This is a genomic window from Rathayibacter rubneri (assembly GCF_023743255.1).
Taxonomy (GTDB): Bacteria; Actinomycetota; Actinomycetes; order Actinomycetales; family Microbacteriaceae; genus Rathayibacter; species Rathayibacter rubneri.
The window spans coordinates 1-15,889 of sequence record NZ_JAMRYM010000084.1 but is presented as its reverse complement, the minus strand read 5'-3'; the positions used below and the strand labels follow the sequence as shown (position 1 = coordinate 15,889).

Below are 15,889 nucleotides of genomic sequence, written 5' to 3'. Positions count from 1 at the left end.
GGCCGGGCCGGGGGGGGTCGGGGCCGCCGGTGCGATCCGCAGGAGACGGCGCGGTGTGCAGGAGAAGGCGGGTTGTGCAGGAGTCGGTGCGATCCGCAGGAGTCGGTGCGATCTGCAGGAGTCGGTGCGGTGTGCAGGAGATCCGGCGGCCGCGGGGGCGACGGATGCGGAGGAAGGCGCCTTCCCGGGCGGATCCCCTGCAGATCGCACAGACGCAGCCTCCCCTCCGTGGTTTCATCGTCCCGGATCCGCTCCGCACGCCCGGGCGGAGCGACGACAGGAGGACCCGTGCCGCACGCGAGCGCACCCCGGCCGATCATCGGCCTCACCACGTACCGCGAGCGCATCGTCTCGGACGTCTGGGACCTCGAGGCGCCGTACCTGCCCGCGAGCTACCTCGACTCGGTGACGCGCGCCGGCGGAGTCGCGCTGCTGCTCCCGCCGCAGCCGGCCACCGAGGAGATCGCCCGGGCCGTCGTCGACCGGCTCGACGCCCTGGTGCTCACGGGCGGACTCGACCTCGATCCCGCTCTCTACGGCCAGGAGCCGCATCCCGAGACCGACGCGCCCCGCCCCGACCGCGACGCGTGGGAGGACGCCCTGCTCGCCGCCGCGCTCGAGCGGGACGTGCCCGTGCTCGGCGTCTGCCGCGGGGCGCAGCTGCTCAACGTGAGCCTCGGCGGCACTCTGCACCAGCACCTGCCCGACGTCGTCGGCGACCGCCGCTACCAGGCGGGAGGCGGAGTCTTCTCGCACGTCGACGTCGCGATCGCGCCGGAGTCGCACCTGCGGTCGCTGCTCGGCGAGGACGCGGTCGTGGCGAAGGTCCACCACCACCAGGCGGTCGATCGCGTGGCCGAGGGGCTCGTCGTCTCGGCGCGGACCGCCGACGGGACGATCGAGGCCGTGGAGCTGCCGGGTCGGCCGTTCGTGCTCGGCGTCCAGTGGCACCCGGAGGAGGACGACGCCGACGACCGGCTGTTCAGCGGTCTCGTGGCGGCTGCGCGTGCGCACCGCGACCGGAGGACGGCGGCCGATCCGTCGTGGACGGCGGTCTGAGCGGCGGGTGCACCGCTGACGGATCGCTCCGCGCCGACGACCGCTCGCGACGGGCTGACGCGCTCCCGATCAGGAGTAGTCGCCGCTCGCGTACGCGATGAACGGCACGAGAAGTCCGGCGAAGATCAGGAACACGGCGATCAGGGCGACGAACCCGAGCATCACCGAGTTGAGGACGATGCCCCAGATGGCGAGGGTGCGGCCCGTCGGCTCGCGGCGGAGCCCCAGGATGCCGAACACGAGTCCGGCGACCGGCGCGACGACGGTCAGGCCGAAGAAGACCGAGGTCACGCCGAGGATCAGGCTGGTCAGCGAGAACGGGGTGGACGGCGTCGGAGCGGCGGCGTACGCCGGCACGCTCGGGGAGCCGTACGGGGCGGGGTACGAGGTGCGCGGGCTCTCGGGGCGCAGCTGCTCCGGACGCGACGTCCCGGCCGCCGGCTCCTCGACGCGCGACTGCCGCGACGGCTCCGCGCCGAGGAGAGTCGACTCGCGCTCCTCGGCAGGGAGATCGGGGAGCACCGCCGTGGCGCGCGTCCCCAGGTCCTCGGTCGGCTGCTCGGAGGCGGCGGTGCTGCGGGTGGTGGGCTCGTCGCTGGACATGCGTGCTGCTCCTGATTCGGGTGGTGGCCGGTGTCTCCGGCGATGACTCCACGCTACGGACGCTCCGGAGTCCGCCCCATCCGGTGAACCCCCGGAGGACGGGGGGAACCCCCCGCGCCCAGGCGGGGGCGGGTGCGAGACTGGGACGACCGGTGCTCCACCGGTGCACGCGAGGAGGCGGTGACGGATGGACGACGACGAGATCCGGCACCGGACCCGGGACAGCCGCGGGGCCCGGGCGATCTGGTTCGCGGGACTCTCCGCGATCGCGGGCTTCGTTCTGCTGTCGCCGCTGATCTCCCTCACCGCGACCGTGATGACCTGGGGCGCCCGCCGCCGCATCGGCACCCTCAGCGACCGCAACGGCGTCGTCGCCGTCAACTGGCAGCTGACCTACCTCGCCCTGCAGCTGATGCTGGTGCCGCTGCACCTCGCCCTCGTCTCGGTGCGCGACACCCTCGCGGCCGACTGGCCCGTGGTCACGATCTCGGCGATCCTCGCTCTCGCCGTGCTGAACCTCGTGCTCTGCGTGGTGCTCGGGATCCGCTCGGGACGGGGGCGCGCGGTGCGGCTGCCGATCGCGGTGCCGTTCGTGCGCTCCTCCCGGTCGCCGCGCTGACCGGCGGCGTCGGGGCTCACTCCGGATGCGGCAGGGTGGAGCGGTGACCCCGATCGCCTTCCCCTCCCCCGTCCTCGTCGTCGCCGACGACGGGACCCGCCTCGCCACCTACTCCGTCGGCGACGAGAGCGCGCCCACCGTCCTCGCCGTGCACGGCTTCGCCTCGAACGCGGTCCTCAACTGGGAGACGGCGGGCTGGCTGCGCACCCTCGTCCGCGCCGGGTACCGCGTCGTCGCGCTGGACCAGCGCGGGCACGGAGCGAGCGAGAAGCCGCACCACCCGGACGCCTACGGGGTCGACGTGATGGTGCAGGACCTCGTGCGCGTGATCGAGTCCTACGACCTCCTGGGTCCGCACGTCCTGGGCTACTCGCTCGGCGCGCGGATGAGCTGGGTGCTCGGGCTCCGGCACCCGGAGCTCGTCGCCACGCTCAGCCTCGGCGGGCTCACCGTCGGCGAGCCGCTCGCCCGCTTCGACGCCGAGGCGGCGCGGGTGCGCGTGGCGAGCGGAGGGGAGATCGACGACTCCTTCACCCGCGCCTTCCTCGGCATGGCCGAGGGGGTCGCCGGCAACGACCTCGCGGCGCTCGTGGCCGTGGCCGACGGCGTGCGCGGCGGAGCGCACCCCGAGGCGGGCGAGCATCCGGCGCTGCCGATGCTGCTGGTCACCGGCGACGCCGACCCGATCGCTCCCGGAGGAGAGCGGCTCGCGGCCGAGGCCGGCGCCCGCTTCGTCGGCGTGCCGGGGCGCGACCACACCAGCACGGTGCCCGCGCGCGCCTTCAAGGACGCCGTGCTCGCGTTCCTCGCCGAGCACGCCTGACCCCGGCCCCGAGCGCGCGGCGTAGCATCGCGGCATGCATGCCATCCGCGTCGACGCACCCGGACCCGACTCCCGCCTCGTCCTCGAGGAGGTGCCCGACCCCGTCCCCCGCGAGGGCGAGGTGCTGCTGCACGTCGCCGCGGCGGGGGTGAACCGCGCCGACCTCGGGCAGCGCGCCGGCGTCTACCCGCCGCCGCCCGGGGCCTCCGGGATCCTCGGGATGGAAGTGTCGGGCTCGGTCGTCGCGCTCGGCCCGGGCGTCGGCGGAGTCGCCGTGGGCGACGAGGTCTGCGCGCTGCTGTCCGGCGGCGGGTACGCCGAGTACGTCGCGGTCGACGCGGGGCTGCTGCTCCCCGTGCCGGCCTCGATCGGGCTGATCTCGGCGGCGGCACTGCCCGAGGCGACCGCCACGGTCTGGTCGAACCTGGTGATGACGGCGGGGCTCCGAGCGGGCGAGACGGTGCTCGTGCACGGCGGCGGCAGCGGGATCGGCACGTCCGCGATCCAGATCGCCCTCGCGATCGGAGCGCGGGTCGCAGTGACCGCCGGCAGTCCGCGCAAGCTCGACGCCTGCCGCGCGCTCGGCGCCGACATCCTGATCGACTACCGCGAGGAGGACTTCGTCGAGCGGATCCGCGAGGAGACCGGCGGCCGCGGCGTCGACGTGATCCTGGATCCGATCGGCGGGGGCTACCTGGCGCGCGACGTCGAGGCGCTGGCGACCGGCGGCCGGATCGTCTTCATCGGCAACCAGTCCGGAGCGACCGGAGCGCTCGACGTCGGCGCCCTGATGGGCCGTCGCGGCGCGGTGCACGCCACGACCCTCCGGGCGCGGCCGCTCGAGGAGCGGCGCGCGATCATCGCCCAGGTGCGCGAGAAGGTCTGGCCGCTGGTCGCCGACGGCACGGTGCGACCGGTGATCGACGAGGTGCTGCCGCTGGCCGAGGCCGAGACGGCGCACGAGCGGATGCGGGCGTCCGGCCACATCGGCAAGCTGCTGCTCACGCCGTGAGCGTGCCGTACCTCGACTGAGAGCGCTCCTCGGCCACCCTCGCGGCCGAGGGGCGCTCCCGGCCGGCGTCGTGCGGTCAGACCCCCGAGCGGAGCAGTCCGAGCGAGCGGTTGATGCCGTCGACGTCGACCGCGGCCGGATCGAACGACGCTCCGGCGGCGAGGCCGAGCGACTCGAGCGCCTCGGCGTGGTCGGCCGAGGTCGCGTCGATGGCCGCGCGGACCGTGTCGGCCCAGGCCGCCGGGCCGCCGGGGGCGTCGATCGGAGCCGCGCCCCGCGCTCCCGTGCACCGCGGAAGAGCCGCGCCGAGCGGCGAGACCGCCTCGAGACGGATGACGTGGCGCCACTCGTCCTCGAGGTCGTAGACGTAGAACAGCTCGTCCTGGACGTTCTCGAGCACGTCGGCCAGCGCGACGGAGGACTCGTCGACGAGGTCGGCGCCGAGCTCCTCGGCGTCGGCGGGCGAGCCGATGCGGGAACCCTCCTCGTCGGGCACGCCGACGCTGAAGTAGTGCGGCTGCGCGTCGGTCCAGCCCAGCGAGAGCTGGAGGGCCAGGTGCAGGTCGCGCAGCGACGACTCGGAGGAGAGCTCGAGCCGACGCCAGACCACGGGCTTCGTGCCGAGCAGCGAGACCCGCAGGGCGTACGCGGAGGCGGTGTCCTGCGTGGCCTCGTCGAGGATCTCGAGCCGCGAGGCGTCGCGCTCGCCGAGCAGCACGATGCTCGCGCGGACCACCGAGGCGAGCACGGGCTGCAGGCCCTCGGGCACCACGTAGCCGAACTCCGGGGAGTGCAGGAGCAGGCCGAGCTCGGCGGCGTCGTCGAGCATCCGCTCGGCCGCGCCCACCATGCGCTCGCGCTCGTCGAGCGACTCCTCGAGCGCCACGTCGGCGTCGGCCGCCAGCTCGTCGACCAGCTCGCCGACGACGAGACCCGGGTGGATCTCCGACTGGCAGGCGACGGCGATGCGCAGCAGGACCGCGTCGGTCGTCGTGACGGCGCGGTCGCGCGGTGCGAAGGCTCCGCTCTGGGTGTCGGAGGAGGCGAGCGCGGCCTGCGCGCTGACGAGCCACTGCTCGAGGAACCGGGCGATGTAGGCCACGCGCTCGGCGGCGGCCTCGGCCGCGTCGGAGCTGCGCCAGAGCGGCGCGGCGTCGCCGAGCACGGCGACGGAGCCCTCCGAGTCGAGCACGGCGGAGGCCACGAGCGCGTCCCACCAGGCCGAGACCGGGATGCGGACGGCGTCGTCGCTCGGGGTCGAGCCGGCGGACGCGATGCCCGCCTCGACCGCGAGCTCGCGGGCGGCGCGCTCGGACAGCGTCGCGTCGTCGGCACCCGCCAGGTGCTCCACGACGACGTCGGCGGCGTGCACGAGCGCGGTGGCCCGAGCGGCGGCGAGCTGCCGGTCGGCCGGGACGTCCTCGACGGCGGTGAGGTCGTCGAGGACGGCCTCGACGAACGAGCCGGCGAGGTCGAGGACCTCGTCGAGGACGGCCTGGCAGTCGTCGAGCTCCTCGTCGGTGCCGGTCCAGAGGTCCTCGTCGGTCAGGAAGTCGAGGAAGTGCTCGATGACCTCGGCGACGGTGAAGAGCGTGTCGTCGAGATCGGCCTCGCTCTCCTCGCCCGAGAGGTCGGACTCGATCTGGTCGAAGACCGCCTCGAGCAGCTCGGCGTCCGGCTGGGCGAACGAGCCGCGGGGGCGGAGGTCGCGGGTCATCGCGAAGAGGTCGGTGAGGACCTCCACGGCCTCGTCGACGTCGAGGTGCTCGTGCAGGGCGCCGACCTCGACGAGGTGCGAGCGGTACCAGCTGCGGAACCGGACCATCATCGCGGTCTCGGCGGTGCGCCCGCCTCCGGACCCGCCCTGACCGCCGCCGGAGCGCCCGCCGCCGGGTCGTCCCTGATTGCGCTTCTTGCCCATCGTTCCTCCGCGACCGCTCCACTCTCGACTGCGAAGCGCTCCAGTCTACCGGGGCCGGCCGCAGGGAGGGAGGCCGCGTCAGCCGATCGTGGACGTGACGGTGTCCAGGACCAGGCGCGCCGCGATCGGCCCGGCGTTCATGAAGAAGGGGTCGAGCTCGCGGACCGGACCCGATCCCGCGAGCCGGACGCCCGACCGCAGGACCTCCGGCTCGTGGAACCACGTTCGGCTCGCCGGAACCCGCGGTTCTCGCGAGCCGAACCGGATCCTGCGAGCCGGAGGTCCGACCGGGAGCACCGGCCGCACCGGGCCTCCGCGGACCAGCCGGGCTCAGCCCGCGGACTGCACGGCCGCGTAGCGCAGCCACAGTCCACCGGAGGCGAAGCGGTGCTGATCGAGCAGCCGCAGATCCAGCCGCACTCCCGCCGGGAAGAAGGGCGTGCCTCCGCCGACCGCGAGGGGCCCGAGGACGGGCTGGAACTCGTCGACGAGGCCCGCGCGGATCGCGTGCGAGGCGAGCTCCGGTCCGTCGACGGTCAGATCGGCCGTCGACGCGGCCTTGAGCGCACGGATCTCGTCGGGATCGAAGGAGCGCTCGATCCGCGTCCGCTCGCTCGACACCTCCTGCAGCGTCGTCGAGTAGACGATCTTGTCGGCCGCCTGCCACGCGCGCGCGAAGTCGACGATGAACGGCGGGTGCGCGGGATCCCGATGCGCGGTCTCCCAGAACAGCATCGTCTCGTACATGCGGCGGCCGTAGAGGAAGGTGCCGACCGAGCGCAGCTGCTCGGCGAAGAAGTCGTGCGCCTCCTGACCCACCTCGAGGAAGTCGCAGCCGCCCTCCGCGTCGAGGGCGTAGCCGTCGAGCGAGGTGATCATGGAGTAGATCAGCTGTCCCACGGGTGCCTCGCAGTCCTCGTCGTCGGCGGAGTGCCCTGACGGTAACGGGCGCCGACCGAGGCCGGCAAGTGCCCTCAGGCGCGGTCGTGGAGGGTGATCAGGTAGCCGTCCGGGTCCTCGAAGGTGAAGGTGAACCCGAACGGGCCCTGCACGGGATGCGCGGCGATCGGCACGCCGGCGGCGACGAGGGCCGCGTGCACCGACTCCGCCTCCGAGGCGTGCAGCCAGAGCCCGATACCGCGGCCCAGTGGTGCGGCATCGAGATCGACGCCGGGCGCCGCCGAGCGGACCGCGAATGCGGCCGGTGCCGTGCCGAAGACGACCGCGTGGGGCGGGCCCGCCTGTCGGACGAAGCCGAGGTGCTGCTCGTAGAACGCGGCGGAGCGGTCGAGGTCGCGCACCTGGAGCGAGACGAAGCCGGGGCCGGAGACCGTCATGGGAATTCCCTTCATCGAGTGTCAGTCATCTGACACATCTCAGACTATGTCAGACTTCTGACATGAGTGGTGACGGGATCGATCTGGCCGCCTCGCCGGGCTACCTGCTGAAGGTCGCGTCGACGGCGCTGCGCTCTGCCATGGAGGAGGTGCTGCATCCGCTGGGCATGACGATCACGCACTACTCGTGCCTCGAGCTGCTCGCACAGCGCCCGGGCCTGTCGAACTCGGAGCTGGCGCGCGGGACGTTCGTCACGAGGCAGTCGATGAACGTGCTGCTGCAGTCGCTCGAGCAGCAGGGGCTGGTCAGCCGGGCCGAGCGCCCGGTCTCGGGCCGGGTGCTGCCGACCGAGCTGACCGAGTCCGGACGCCGGCAGCTCGAGACGGCGAGCGCCGCGGTCCGCGCGGTCGAGGACCGGATGGTGTCCGGCCTGGCGGACGGCGACCGCGAACGGCTGACCCGGCTGCTCGCGAGCTGCGCCGCGGCGCTGCAGCACCGAGCCGCTCGTTGACACGGAGCGCCTCCGGTGCCTGACTAGTGCGGACGCGAGGAGGCGGCGGTGGCGGGGATCACAGGGTTCGATCACATCGGAGTGACGGTGCACGATCTCGAGGCGGCGACGGCGTTCTTCGTCGGGCTCGGCCTCGAGATCGAGGGCAGGACGCCGGTGGAGGGCGAGTTCCTCGACACGGTGATCGGGATGTCCGGCGCGCGGACCGAGATCGTCATGCTCCGCCCGCCCGGCGGCGGGACCGCCGTCGAGCTGTCGCGCTTCGTCCGGCCGGAGCCGCTGCCCGTTCCCCCGGCCGTGCAGGCGAACGAGCCGGGGCTGCGGAGTCTCGCCTTCGTGGTCGACGACCTCACGGCCGTGCTCGAGACGCTCGACGCCGACGGGTACGCACTCGTCGGGGGCGTCGGTCAGCACGAGGGGATCTGGCGGATGGCGTACGTCCGCGGCCCGGAGGGGATCATCGTCGCGCTCGCCGAGCGGATCGGCACCCCGTGAGCGACCCCCGGGACCTCGCCGAGCTGCTGGCGGCCCTCCCTCCCGAGCGCCGTGCCGCCTTCGACCGGCTCTCGGCGCTCGTCGCCGCGGTACCTGTACCGGAGTCGAACCACTCGTTCGTCTTCCGAGCCGGCGAGGCGGAGCACCCGGTGTTCGACGACGCCGAGGCGGTGTTCTGGTGCGCGGTGCGGCAGATGCGGCAGGGCGACTCGCTCCGCGGTCGCGAGTTGCCGCTCGTGTACTGGGGGTTCCACTCGATCGATCTGCTCGGGCGCCGGCACTCGAACGGCGTGCTCGTGACGGACCGCGCGGTCGTCGTCGACGACCCGGGAGGCGACGCGGTGCGCCTGCCCACGGTCGACCTCGATCCGGCGACGATCCGCAGCGACGGCACGCGGCTCCTGGTCGCGGACGCCGGCATCGGACTGGAGCAGATCGCGAGGATCCTCCCGGCCGCGGGAGCCGAGGACGCCGCGGCCTACCTCGCGGCCGTCGTGGCGGCGGTCCGGACGAGCGACGACGTCGCCGAGCCCCGGGACGAGAGCGTCGAGGACGTCGTCCTCGCCAGCGGCATGAGCGGCGACCTCCTCCTGCCGAGCCGCCCGAAGGATGCGAAGGGCCTGGCGAAGCTCGCCGCCAAGTGGTCGCTGCCCGCCGACGAGGCGATCCTCGTCTCGCTCTCGAGCGCCACCTTCGCCGGCGTGTACGGCCTCGCGATCACCGACGCCGCGCTCTACACCCGCGACCTCTTCGAGCCGGTGCGCCGCGTGCCGCTGGCCGAGGTGCGTGCGCTCTCGTGGGACGACTCGGAGAAGGCGGTCCGGATCGGTCCGGGCCACGCGGCTCCGAGCCATCCCGCCGTCACCTCGAGGAACGGCGGGGCCGCCGCGGCGCTCCTGCAGGACCTCGTCCGTGCGGCCTCACGCCGGCTGCCGTAGCGTCGGGCCATGGGTGCATGGAGTGGGGAGCCGTTCGGCAACGACACGGCGAGCGACTGGGTCTACGAGCTCGACGAAGCCGACGACTGGCAGTACGTGCGCGAGGCGCTCGAGGCCGCCGTCGCTCCGGCGCAGGTGGACGCCGACACCGCGGACTGCGCGATCGCGGCCGCCGAGGTCGTGGCCCGCGGGCTCGGTCGCGAGGGCGGCGCGCACGCCGACACGATCCGGCACTTCGTCGAGCGCGCCGGGCGGCCCGACGACGAGCTCGTGGCGCTCGCCCTGGCCGCGCTGAGCGCCGCCGACTCCCCCGGCAGCGAGCTCACGGAGCTGTGGGAGGACGCGGATCCCCAGGAGTGGCGCGAGGCGAACGCGGCTCTGCGGAGCGTGCTCGAGGAGGGCTGACCGCTCACCCGAGCCGGGGGCGCCTCCGGAACTCGCTCGGAGTGACACCCGCGTGCCGCTTGAACGCCGAGCTGAAGGCGAAGGGGTCCTCGTAGCCGACGGAGCGCGCGACGGCGGCGATAGTCACTCCGGGATCGAGCAGCAGGTCGCCCGCGAGCGTGAGGCGCCAGCGGGTGAGGTAGGTCATCGGAGGGGCGCCGGTGCCCTCGCGGAACCGGGCGGCGAGCGAGGCGCGCGAGACGGCGACGCGCCGCGCGAGGCCGGCGACCGTCCACGGTGCCGCCGGCTCCGCGTGGAGCAGCTCGAGGGCGGCCACGACGACCGGGTCGCTGCAGGCGAGCCAGGCGTCGGCGTCGGACTCGGCGGCCCAGCGGCGGATCGTCGCGACCAGCAGCACATCGAGCAGCCGATCCACGACGATCTGGCCCGCCGCCCCGGACTTGTCGAGCTCGCGAACGAGGAGGGGCACGACGCCCTCGTCGCCGGACGGGACGACCGCGAGGCGGGGCAGCACCCGCAGGACGAGGCCGCCGACGTCGTCCGCACGGTCGTAGGCGCCGACGAGCAGAGTGGTCTCGCCGTCGGCGGCGTTGCCCCAGCGGCGGACTCCGTGACGCAGCTCGTCTGTCAGGTCGCGGCCGTCGAGGCTGCGGCAGACCTGACCGGGCTCGATCACGACCGACGTTCCGCTGCCGGCCGCGTCGGTCACGACGTAGGGATCGGCACCGGTCACCAGCGCGACGTCCCCCGCCCGGAGCAGGCGGCCGTCGATCCGAGCAGTCCCCTCCGTCACGGCCACCAGGGTGAGGGCGGCCCCGTCGCGCACCTCGACGCCCCACGGCGCCCCCATCCGCATGAGGAGCGCGAACGCCCGCGACGCACGCGGACCGGCGAGGAAGTGATCGAGCGGATCCACGGGCTCACCGTAGACGATCACCGAGGACTCCCGGAGTCCGGACCATTCCGCGTCCACGGTCACCGCGGTGGGATGGGAGCATGAGATCTCACCTCGTCCCCGTCGCTCGTCTGCACGAGAGCGCCCGCTCATGAGCGCCCTGGCCACCGTCGCGGTCGTCGGCTCCGGGCTCGTCGCCGGCGTCTACACGGCGTTCAGCACGATGGTCGTGCCCGCCCTGCGCCGTCGGGACCCGGTCGACGCCGCGGCCGTCATGATCGGGATCAACCGGGCCGCGGAGCGCGGGCCGTTCCTGCTGCTCTTCAGCGGGACCGCCGTCGCCGCCGCGGCCCTCGGCGTCTCGGCCCTCGTCCGCTCCGATGGCGCCGACGGAGCGGTCGCCGCGGCGTCCCTCGCGAGCACCGCGATCACCGTGGCGGTGAACGTGCCGCTGAACCGGCGGCTCGAGCGGGACCCTGCCTCCTGGTCCGCCTACGCCCGCACCTGGACGGCGTGGAACAGCGTGCGCGCGCTCGCAGCGGCCGCGGCCGTCGTTGTCGCGCTGAGCACGCGCTCCTGACTCAGTCGCAGTCGGCCGGCTCGCCGTCGCCGATCTCGGCGGCCAGCTGATCGGCGCTCAGGCGATCGCCGGGCTCCGGCGTCCGGAAGGGGCCGGCGGACGGGAGCCCGACCTCCGGGTCGGCGGACTCGGGGGCCGCCTCGACGTCGAGATCGCGCTCGGCCTGCTCGGCGTCGCGGGAAGGCCGGGAGGACGGGAGGAAGGGCTCTGCCATCGACATAGCTCGATGATCGCCCCCGCGGGTGACGACGAGGTGAACGCGCACGTCACGAAAACCGCACCCCGGTGAGCTCCTCCGAGAGCCGCCAGACGCGGTCCGCGTCCTCGACGCTCCGCACGCGCGAGAAGGCGCGCTGCTCGGTCGGCGCACCGCCCAGCCGGCCCGGACCGCCCGGCCCGACGAAACGGCCGCCCTCGCCGTCGAGGACCGAGGCGAGGAGCGCGGGCAGCGGCGCGGTCTCGACCGTGCCCACCAGCAGGCCCCGCCGCGACAGCGCCCGGATGAGCCGCACGTCGACGCCGTCGCGGTCGCGCCCCGTCTCGGGCCGGGCCGCGAGCAGACTGGTGGGTGCCACTCCGGGGTGGGAGAGGTTGCTCGTGATCCCCCAGCCGCGCGCAGCGCTCCTGCGCTCGAGCTCGAGGCCGAACAGCCCGAGGGCGATCTTCGACGAGCTGTAGGCGCGGAAGGCGTTGTAGCCGCGCTCCCAGTTCGGGTCCTCCCAGTGCACCGCGTTCCGGTCGGCGGCGACGCTCACCTGGGACACGACGCGGGCGCGGCCCTGGCGCAGCAGTGGCAGGAGGCGGCCGATCAGGGCGAAGTGGCCGAGGTGGTTGGTGCCGAGCTGCAGCTCGAAGCCGTCGACGGTGCTGCGGCGGGCCGGCGGGGGCATCACTCCCGCGTTCGCGACGAGCAGGTGGATCGGGGTGCCTTCGTCGGCGAGCACCGCGGCGAGCGCCGCCACGGAGTCGAGCGACGCGAGATCGAGGTCGCGGAGCGAGACGACGGCACCGGGGTGCCGCTCGCGGATCCTCGCGGCGCCCGCCTCCCCCTTCGCCCGATCGCGGACGGGCAGCACCACCTCGGCGCCCGCCGCGGCCAGCCGACCGGCGAGGACGAGGCCCAGGCCGTCGCTGCCCCCGGTGACGAGGGCGCGGCGGCCGGAGAGACCGGCGAGCCGGGCGAGGTCGGAGGGACTGAGATCGATCGGTCGGCGTGCCATGGCGGGCTCCTGTTCGGGGTCGGGACCGGTGCGGTCCTGCAGTTCCGCCAGCCTGTGCGGCACCGGCACCCGGAGGAACGGCCCGCTCAGCCGCTGATCGGCGAGCAGTGGCTGGGCGGCACCCGCCGCGCTAGAAAGAGAGCCGACGGCTGGAGGAGCGATGCGCACGACGGACCGGGAGGGTCTCGCCGAGTTCCTCCGCGCACGACGGGAGTCGCTGCAGCCCGAGGACGTGGGGCTGCCGCGGACGGCGCGCCGCCGCACCGCCGGACTCCGCCGCGAGGAGGTCGCCGCGCGCTGCAGCATGTCGGCCGACTACTACGCCCGCATCGAGCGGGGCCGGAGCCCCCAGCCGTCGGAGCAGATGCTCGCCGCGATCGCCCAGGGGCTCCATCTCACCCTCGCCGAGCGCGACCACCTCTTCCACCTCGCCGGCCACCGGCCGCCTGAGCGCGGAGCGACGGACGGGCATGTCGGTCCCGGACTGCTCCGGATCCTCGACCGCCTGCAGGACACGCCCGCCGAGATCGTGACGGAGCTCGGCGAGACTCTGCGGCAGACTCCGCTCGGCGTCGCGCTCACCGGCGACCTCACCCGTTTCACCGGGCCCGAGCGCAGCATCGGCTACCGCTGGTTCACCGATCCGTCGAGCCGGGCGGTCTACGCCGAGGAAGGTCACGAGCACCTGTCCCGCCTCTGGGCGTCGGGGCTGCGAGAGATCCTCAGCCGCCGCGGACCCGGCTCGCGCGCCGCCCGCTACGTCGAGCTGCTCCTCGCGCGCAGCGACGAGTTCCGCCGACTCTGGGCGCTCCACGAGGTGGGGATCCGGCCCGGCGAGACGAAGCGGTTCGAGCACCCCGAGCTCGGGCGCCTCGACCTCGCCTGCCAGACGCTGATCGACCCGGTCGACTCGCACGCGCTGCTCGTGTACACGGCGGCACCCGGGTCGCCGAGCCACGAGAAGCTCGAGCTGCTGCGGGTGATCGGGGCGCAGCTGCCGGTCGACGACCGCTCGCCGTGATGTTTCGACCGTGAGAAATCTCGCAGCGATCGACCGCCGGGGCTTGCGCTGAGTGCCCCCGGATGGGTGGAGTTGCCGGATGACGGATACGACGAGCACGACCGGCGAGAGCTCCCCGGGGACCGGCAAGGGATCCGAGGCGGGCAAAGGATCGCTGAAGAAGGTCATCACCGGCCCTCTGCTGTTCGCCTTCATCGTCGGCGACACCCTCGGCGCGGGCATCTACACGCTCGTGGGCACGATGGCGAACGACGTGGGCGGCGTGATCTGGCTCCCGCTGCTGATCGCGCTGGTGATCGCGCTGCTGACGGCCGGCACCTACGCCGAGCTGATCACGAAGTACCCGCACGCGGGCGGAGCCGCCCGCTACGTCGACCGCGCCTTCGGAAAGCCGTACCTCTCCTTCCTGGTCGGCTTCCTGATGATGGCGTCGGGCATCACGACGGCCGCCGCCCTCGCGAACGCCTTCGCGGGCGACTACCTGGGCGCTCTGCTGGACGTGCCGCCCGTGCCCACGGCCCTCGTCTTCATCGCCATCCTCACCCTCGTGAACCTGCGCGGAGTGAAGGAGTCGCTGACCGCGAACCTCGTCGCCTCGGTCATCGAGGTCAGCGGCCTCGTGATCGTGATCGTCTGCGCGGCGATCTTCTTCGGCGGCGGCAACGGCGACTTCTCGCGCGTGCTCGAGTTCAACCCCGAGGTCGCCCCGCTGCAGGGCGCGTTCGCCGCCTCCATCGTCGCCTTCTTCTCCTTCCTCGGCTTCGAGGCCGCGGCCAACATGGCCGAGGAGGTGCGGAACCCCTCGAAGGTCTACCCTCGCGCCCTCTTCGCGGCACTGTTCACGGCCGCCGTCGTCTACCTCCTGATCGCCCTCGGCGCCGTCATCGTGCTGCCGATCGACGAGCTCGCGGAATCCTCCGGCCCGCTGCTCGACGTGGTCGCGGCCAGCGGCGTAGGAGTGCCGCCCTGGCTGTTCGGCCTGATCGCGCTCGTCGCGATCGCCAACGGCGCGCTGCTGTTCATGGTCATGGCGAGCCGCGTCGGCTTCGGCCTTGCCACGGCGGGCCTGCTGCCGAGCGCCTTCGGACGCGTCCTGCCCAACCGCCGCACCCCGTGGGTGTCGATCGTCGTCGTCGGCGGCGTGACGATGCTGCTCAGCGTCCTCGGCGATGTCGGCACGCTCTCCGAGACGACCGTGCTGCTGCTGCTCCTGGTCTTCATCTCGGCGAACGTCTCGGTCCTGGTGCTGAAGAAGGACCGCGTCGATCACCCGCACTTCTCGGTGCCGCGGATCGTGCCGATCCTCGCGACGATCGCCAGCATCGTGCTGCTGACCCAGCAGACCGGAGTGGTGTGGCTCGGCACCGCCGGCTACGTCGTGGTCGGGTCGCTGCTGTTCCTGGCGACGCGCTTCGGCAAGAAGAAGCACGCGGACCAGGTGTCGGCGCGCGAGGACGCCGACCGCTCGTGACGGCCACCGTTGGACACGAACTGCTGCTCTGAGGTGCTCAGAGCAGCAGTTCGTGTCTGACGGCGAACCGCTGCGGTCCGATCCGTCGCGAACGGCCGTCCCTGCTCGGGATGAGCGGCCGTTCGCGGCGGATCAGTCACGTCCGACCGCGGGAAGCGACGGCTCGGCAGTGCGCGGTGACGGTCGCGCCGAGTCGGCCGCGCGCGGTGTCCGGTCCGTGACGGATCGGGCGACGGCGTGCGACCGTGGAGCGGTGACCGTCTCCCTCTCGCCCTTCCCTCCCTCCGCTCTCGCCGCCTGGATGACCGCGCAGCGGGCGTCGTACATCGACGACCGCCTCCGTGCGGGGGACGACGAGGCGGCGGCCGAGCGGAACGCGCAGGCCTCGCACGACCGCCTCTTCCCGGACGGCCGGCTCGCGCCCGGTCACGACGTGCTGCGGATCCTCGACGACGGTCGACCGGTCGGCGTGATCTGGGTGGGGCCCCACCCGCAGGAGCTCGAGGGCGTCGGGTGGATCTGGGACGTGGAGGTGGACGAGCCGTCCCGCGGCCGCGGGTTCGGCCGCTCCGCGATGCTGCTGGCCGAGGAGCACGCGCTCGCGCTCGGCTACCGGGCGCTGGCCCTCAACGTCTTCGGCTTCAACACGACTGCGCGCGGCCTGTACGAGTCGCTCGGCTACGAGACGACGGCGGTGCTGATGCGGAAGGAGCTCCGCGCGTCCGAGTAGCGGCCGCCATCGTGCGGTGGCCGGCGAGTGCGGCGGCCTGGCCGGGCTCGCGGGGTGCGGGGGCCCTGCTCACCGCCGATCACCTGCGCACCGAGTGGTCGCGATCGGGGGCTCGAGCGGGGTTGGGGTCAATCGGTTGGTGCAACGAGGAGTTGGTTGAGGCGTTGGGCGGGGTTGGCCCAGTCGAGGGTTTTGCGGGGGCGGCCGTTGAGTTCTTCGGCGATCTCGTCGAGTTGGTCCTGGGTGTA

19 protein-coding genes and 1 pseudogene are annotated in these 15,889 nt (G+C 73.5%); 12 read left to right on the top strand and 8 right to left on the bottom strand.

What is annotated here, in order from left to right; all coding sequences use genetic code 11:
• Positions 1–288: 288 nt before the first annotated feature.
• Positions 289–1,059, top strand: coding sequence for a gamma-glutamyl-gamma-aminobutyrate hydrolase family protein (locus NB037_RS15400; RefSeq protein ID WP_251947192.1), 771 nt, complete (start codon positions 289–291; stop codon positions 1,057–1,059).
• 69 nt (positions 1,060–1,128) lie between these two features.
• Here the strand turns inward: NB037_RS15400 and NB037_RS15395 are convergent, their stop codons facing one another.
• On the bottom strand, positions 1,129–1,662 hold the full coding sequence (locus NB037_RS15395) for a hypothetical protein (protein ID WP_251947190.1): 534 nt from the start codon (positions 1,660–1,662) through the stop codon (positions 1,129–1,131).
• A gap of 187 nt (positions 1,663–1,849) precedes the next feature.
• Between NB037_RS15395 and NB037_RS15390 the strand changes: the two genes are divergently transcribed.
• The 3 genes from NB037_RS15390 to NB037_RS15380 are packed head-to-tail and all read left to right on the top strand — an operon-like array spanning position 1,850 to position 4,116.
• Positions 1,850–2,281 carry a magnetosome magnetite crystal formation protein family gene (locus NB037_RS15390; RefSeq protein WP_251947188.1) on the top strand — a complete coding sequence of 144 codons (432 nt, stop codon included), beginning with the start codon at positions 1,850–1,852 and terminating at the stop codon, positions 2,279–2,281.
• Positions 2,282–2,324: 43 nt separating this feature from the next.
• On the top strand, positions 2,325–3,104 hold the full coding sequence (locus tag NB037_RS15385) for an alpha/beta fold hydrolase (protein WP_251947186.1): 780 nt from the start codon (positions 2,325–2,327) through the stop codon (positions 3,102–3,104).
• Positions 3,105–3,138: 34 nt separating this feature from the next.
• Positions 3,139–4,116 carry an NAD(P)H-quinone oxidoreductase gene (locus NB037_RS15380; protein WP_251947184.1) on the top strand — a complete coding sequence of 326 codons (978 nt, stop codon included), beginning with the start codon at positions 3,139–3,141 and terminating at the stop codon, positions 4,114–4,116.
• 76 nt (positions 4,117–4,192) lie between these two features.
• Here the strand turns inward: NB037_RS15380 and NB037_RS15375 are convergent, their stop codons facing one another.
• The 3 genes from NB037_RS15375 to NB037_RS15365 all read right to left on the bottom strand — a co-directional run bounded on the left by NB037_RS15375 (position 4,193) and on the right by NB037_RS15365 (position 7,374).
• A complete protein-coding gene (locus tag NB037_RS15375) occupies positions 4,193–6,037 on the bottom strand; it encodes a plasmid pRiA4b ORF-3 family protein (RefSeq protein WP_251947182.1) in 1,845 nt (614 codons plus the stop codon).
• A gap of 330 nt (positions 6,038–6,367) precedes the next feature.
• On the bottom strand, positions 6,368–6,937 hold the full coding sequence (locus NB037_RS15370) for a dihydrofolate reductase family protein (RefSeq protein WP_251947180.1): 570 nt from the start codon (positions 6,935–6,937) through the stop codon (positions 6,368–6,370).
• Positions 6,938–7,011: 74 nt separating this feature from the next.
• Positions 7,012–7,374 (bottom strand): VOC family protein, encoded by a 363-nt coding sequence (locus NB037_RS15365; RefSeq protein WP_251947178.1) that lies wholly within the window; start codon positions 7,372–7,374, stop codon positions 7,012–7,014.
• Positions 7,375–7,436: 62 nt separating this feature from the next.
• On the opposite strand from NB037_RS15365, the gene NB037_RS15360 reads away from it, so the two are divergent.
• From NB037_RS15360 to NB037_RS15345, 4 genes are read left to right on the top strand one after another with little or no spacing between them, the layout of a single operon-like run.
• The gene (locus NB037_RS15360; protein ID WP_251947176.1) at positions 7,437–7,886 is read left to right on the top strand and encodes a MarR family winged helix-turn-helix transcriptional regulator; all 450 of its coding nucleotides are present in this window, start codon (positions 7,437–7,439) and stop codon (positions 7,884–7,886) included.
• A gap of 48 nt (positions 7,887–7,934) precedes the next feature.
• Positions 7,935–8,381 carry a VOC family protein gene (locus NB037_RS15355; protein WP_251947174.1) on the top strand — a complete coding sequence of 149 codons (447 nt, stop codon included), beginning with the start codon at positions 7,935–7,937 and terminating at the stop codon, positions 8,379–8,381.
• Positions 8,378–9,319 (top strand): hypothetical protein, encoded by a 942-nt coding sequence (locus tag NB037_RS15350; RefSeq protein WP_251947172.1) that lies wholly within the window; start codon positions 8,378–8,380, stop codon positions 9,317–9,319. Before NB037_RS15355 ends, NB037_RS15350 begins: the two co-directional genes overlap by 4 nt.
• Positions 9,320–9,328: 9 nt before the next feature.
• Positions 9,329–9,724 (top strand): DUF4259 domain-containing protein, encoded by a 396-nt coding sequence (locus NB037_RS15345; protein ID WP_251947170.1) that lies wholly within the window; start codon positions 9,329–9,331, stop codon positions 9,722–9,724.
• A 4-nt stretch (positions 9,725–9,728) separates the two neighbouring features.
• Here NB037_RS15345 and NB037_RS15340 read toward each other — a convergent pair whose 3' ends face one another.
• Positions 9,729–10,640: an AraC family transcriptional regulator gene (locus NB037_RS15340; protein ID WP_251947167.1), complete on the bottom strand. Its 912-nt coding sequence runs from the start codon at positions 10,638–10,640 to the stop codon at positions 9,729–9,731.
• A gap of 130 nt (positions 10,641–10,770) precedes the next feature.
• Between NB037_RS15340 and NB037_RS15335 the strand changes: the two genes are divergently transcribed.
• Positions 10,771–11,199, top strand: a complete 429-nt coding sequence (locus NB037_RS15335; RefSeq protein ID WP_251947164.1) for an anthrone oxygenase family protein — start codon at positions 10,771–10,773, stop codon at positions 11,197–11,199.
• Position 11,200: 1 nt separating this feature from the next.
• Here NB037_RS15335 and NB037_RS15330 read toward each other — a convergent pair whose 3' ends face one another.
• Positions 11,201–11,419 (bottom strand): hypothetical protein, encoded by a 219-nt coding sequence (locus NB037_RS15330; RefSeq protein WP_251947161.1) that lies wholly within the window; start codon positions 11,417–11,419, stop codon positions 11,201–11,203.
• 46 nt (positions 11,420–11,465) lie between these two features.
• Positions 11,466–12,419 (bottom strand): SDR family oxidoreductase, encoded by a 954-nt coding sequence (locus tag NB037_RS15325; protein ID WP_251947158.1) that lies wholly within the window; start codon positions 12,417–12,419, stop codon positions 11,466–11,468.
• Positions 12,420–12,579: 160 nt separating this feature from the next.
• Between NB037_RS15325 and NB037_RS15320 the strand changes: the two genes are divergently transcribed.
• From NB037_RS15320 to NB037_RS15310, 3 genes are all read left to right on the top strand, one after another.
• Entirely contained in the window at positions 12,580–13,440 is an 861-nt protein-coding gene (locus NB037_RS15320) for a helix-turn-helix transcriptional regulator (RefSeq protein ID WP_251947155.1), read from the top strand.
• Positions 13,441–13,519: 79 nt separating this feature from the next.
• Complete coding sequence (locus NB037_RS15315) at positions 13,520–14,911, top strand: APC family permease (protein WP_251947152.1); 1,392 nt, start codon at positions 13,520–13,522, stop codon at positions 14,909–14,911.
• 253 nt (positions 14,912–15,164) lie between these two features.
• Positions 15,165–15,641 (top strand): GNAT family N-acetyltransferase, encoded by a 477-nt coding sequence (locus tag NB037_RS15310; protein ID WP_251947149.1) that lies wholly within the window; start codon positions 15,165–15,167, stop codon positions 15,639–15,641.
• 128 nt (positions 15,642–15,769) lie between these two features.
• Here the strand turns inward: NB037_RS15310 and NB037_RS15305 are convergent.
• A pseudogene (locus NB037_RS15305) lies at positions 15,770–15,889 on the bottom strand (IS30 family transposase); the annotation flags it as partial.

Excerpts from the sequence above, each read along its gene's own strand:
- NB037_RS15395 (WP_251947190.1), bottom strand. The coding sequence starts at position 1,662 with ATGTCCAGCGACGAGCCCACCACCCGCAGCACCGCCGCCTCCGAGCAG.
- NB037_RS15390 (WP_251947188.1), top strand. The coding sequence starts at position 1,850 with ATGGACGACGACGAGATCCGGCACCGGACCCGGGACAGCCGCGGGGCC.
- NB037_RS15380 (WP_251947184.1), top strand. The coding sequence starts at position 3,139 with ATGCATGCCATCCGCGTCGACGCACCCGGACCCGACTCCCGCCTCGTC.
- NB037_RS15375 (WP_251947182.1), bottom strand. The coding sequence starts at position 6,037 with ATGGGCAAGAAGCGCAATCAGGGACGACCCGGCGGCGGGCGCTCCGGC.
- NB037_RS15365 (WP_251947178.1), bottom strand. The coding sequence starts at position 7,374 with ATGACGGTCTCCGGCCCCGGCTTCGTCTCGCTCCAGGTGCGCGACCTC.
- NB037_RS15360 (WP_251947176.1), top strand. The coding sequence starts at position 7,437 with ATGAGTGGTGACGGGATCGATCTGGCCGCCTCGCCGGGCTACCTGCTG.
- NB037_RS15345 (WP_251947170.1), top strand. The coding sequence starts at position 9,329 with ATGGGTGCATGGAGTGGGGAGCCGTTCGGCAACGACACGGCGAGCGAC.
- NB037_RS15335 (WP_251947164.1), top strand. The coding sequence starts at position 10,771 with ATGAGCGCCCTGGCCACCGTCGCGGTCGTCGGCTCCGGGCTCGTCGCC.
- NB037_RS15330 (WP_251947161.1), bottom strand. The coding sequence starts at position 11,419 with ATGTCGATGGCAGAGCCCTTCCTCCCGTCCTCCCGGCCTTCCCGCGAC.
- NB037_RS15325 (WP_251947158.1), bottom strand. The coding sequence starts at position 12,419 with ATGGCACGCCGACCGATCGATCTCAGTCCCTCCGACCTCGCCCGGCTC.
- NB037_RS15320 (WP_251947155.1), top strand. The coding sequence starts at position 12,580 with ATGCGCACGACGGACCGGGAGGGTCTCGCCGAGTTCCTCCGCGCACGA.
- NB037_RS15315 (WP_251947152.1), top strand. The coding sequence starts at position 13,520 with ATGACGGATACGACGAGCACGACCGGCGAGAGCTCCCCGGGGACCGGC.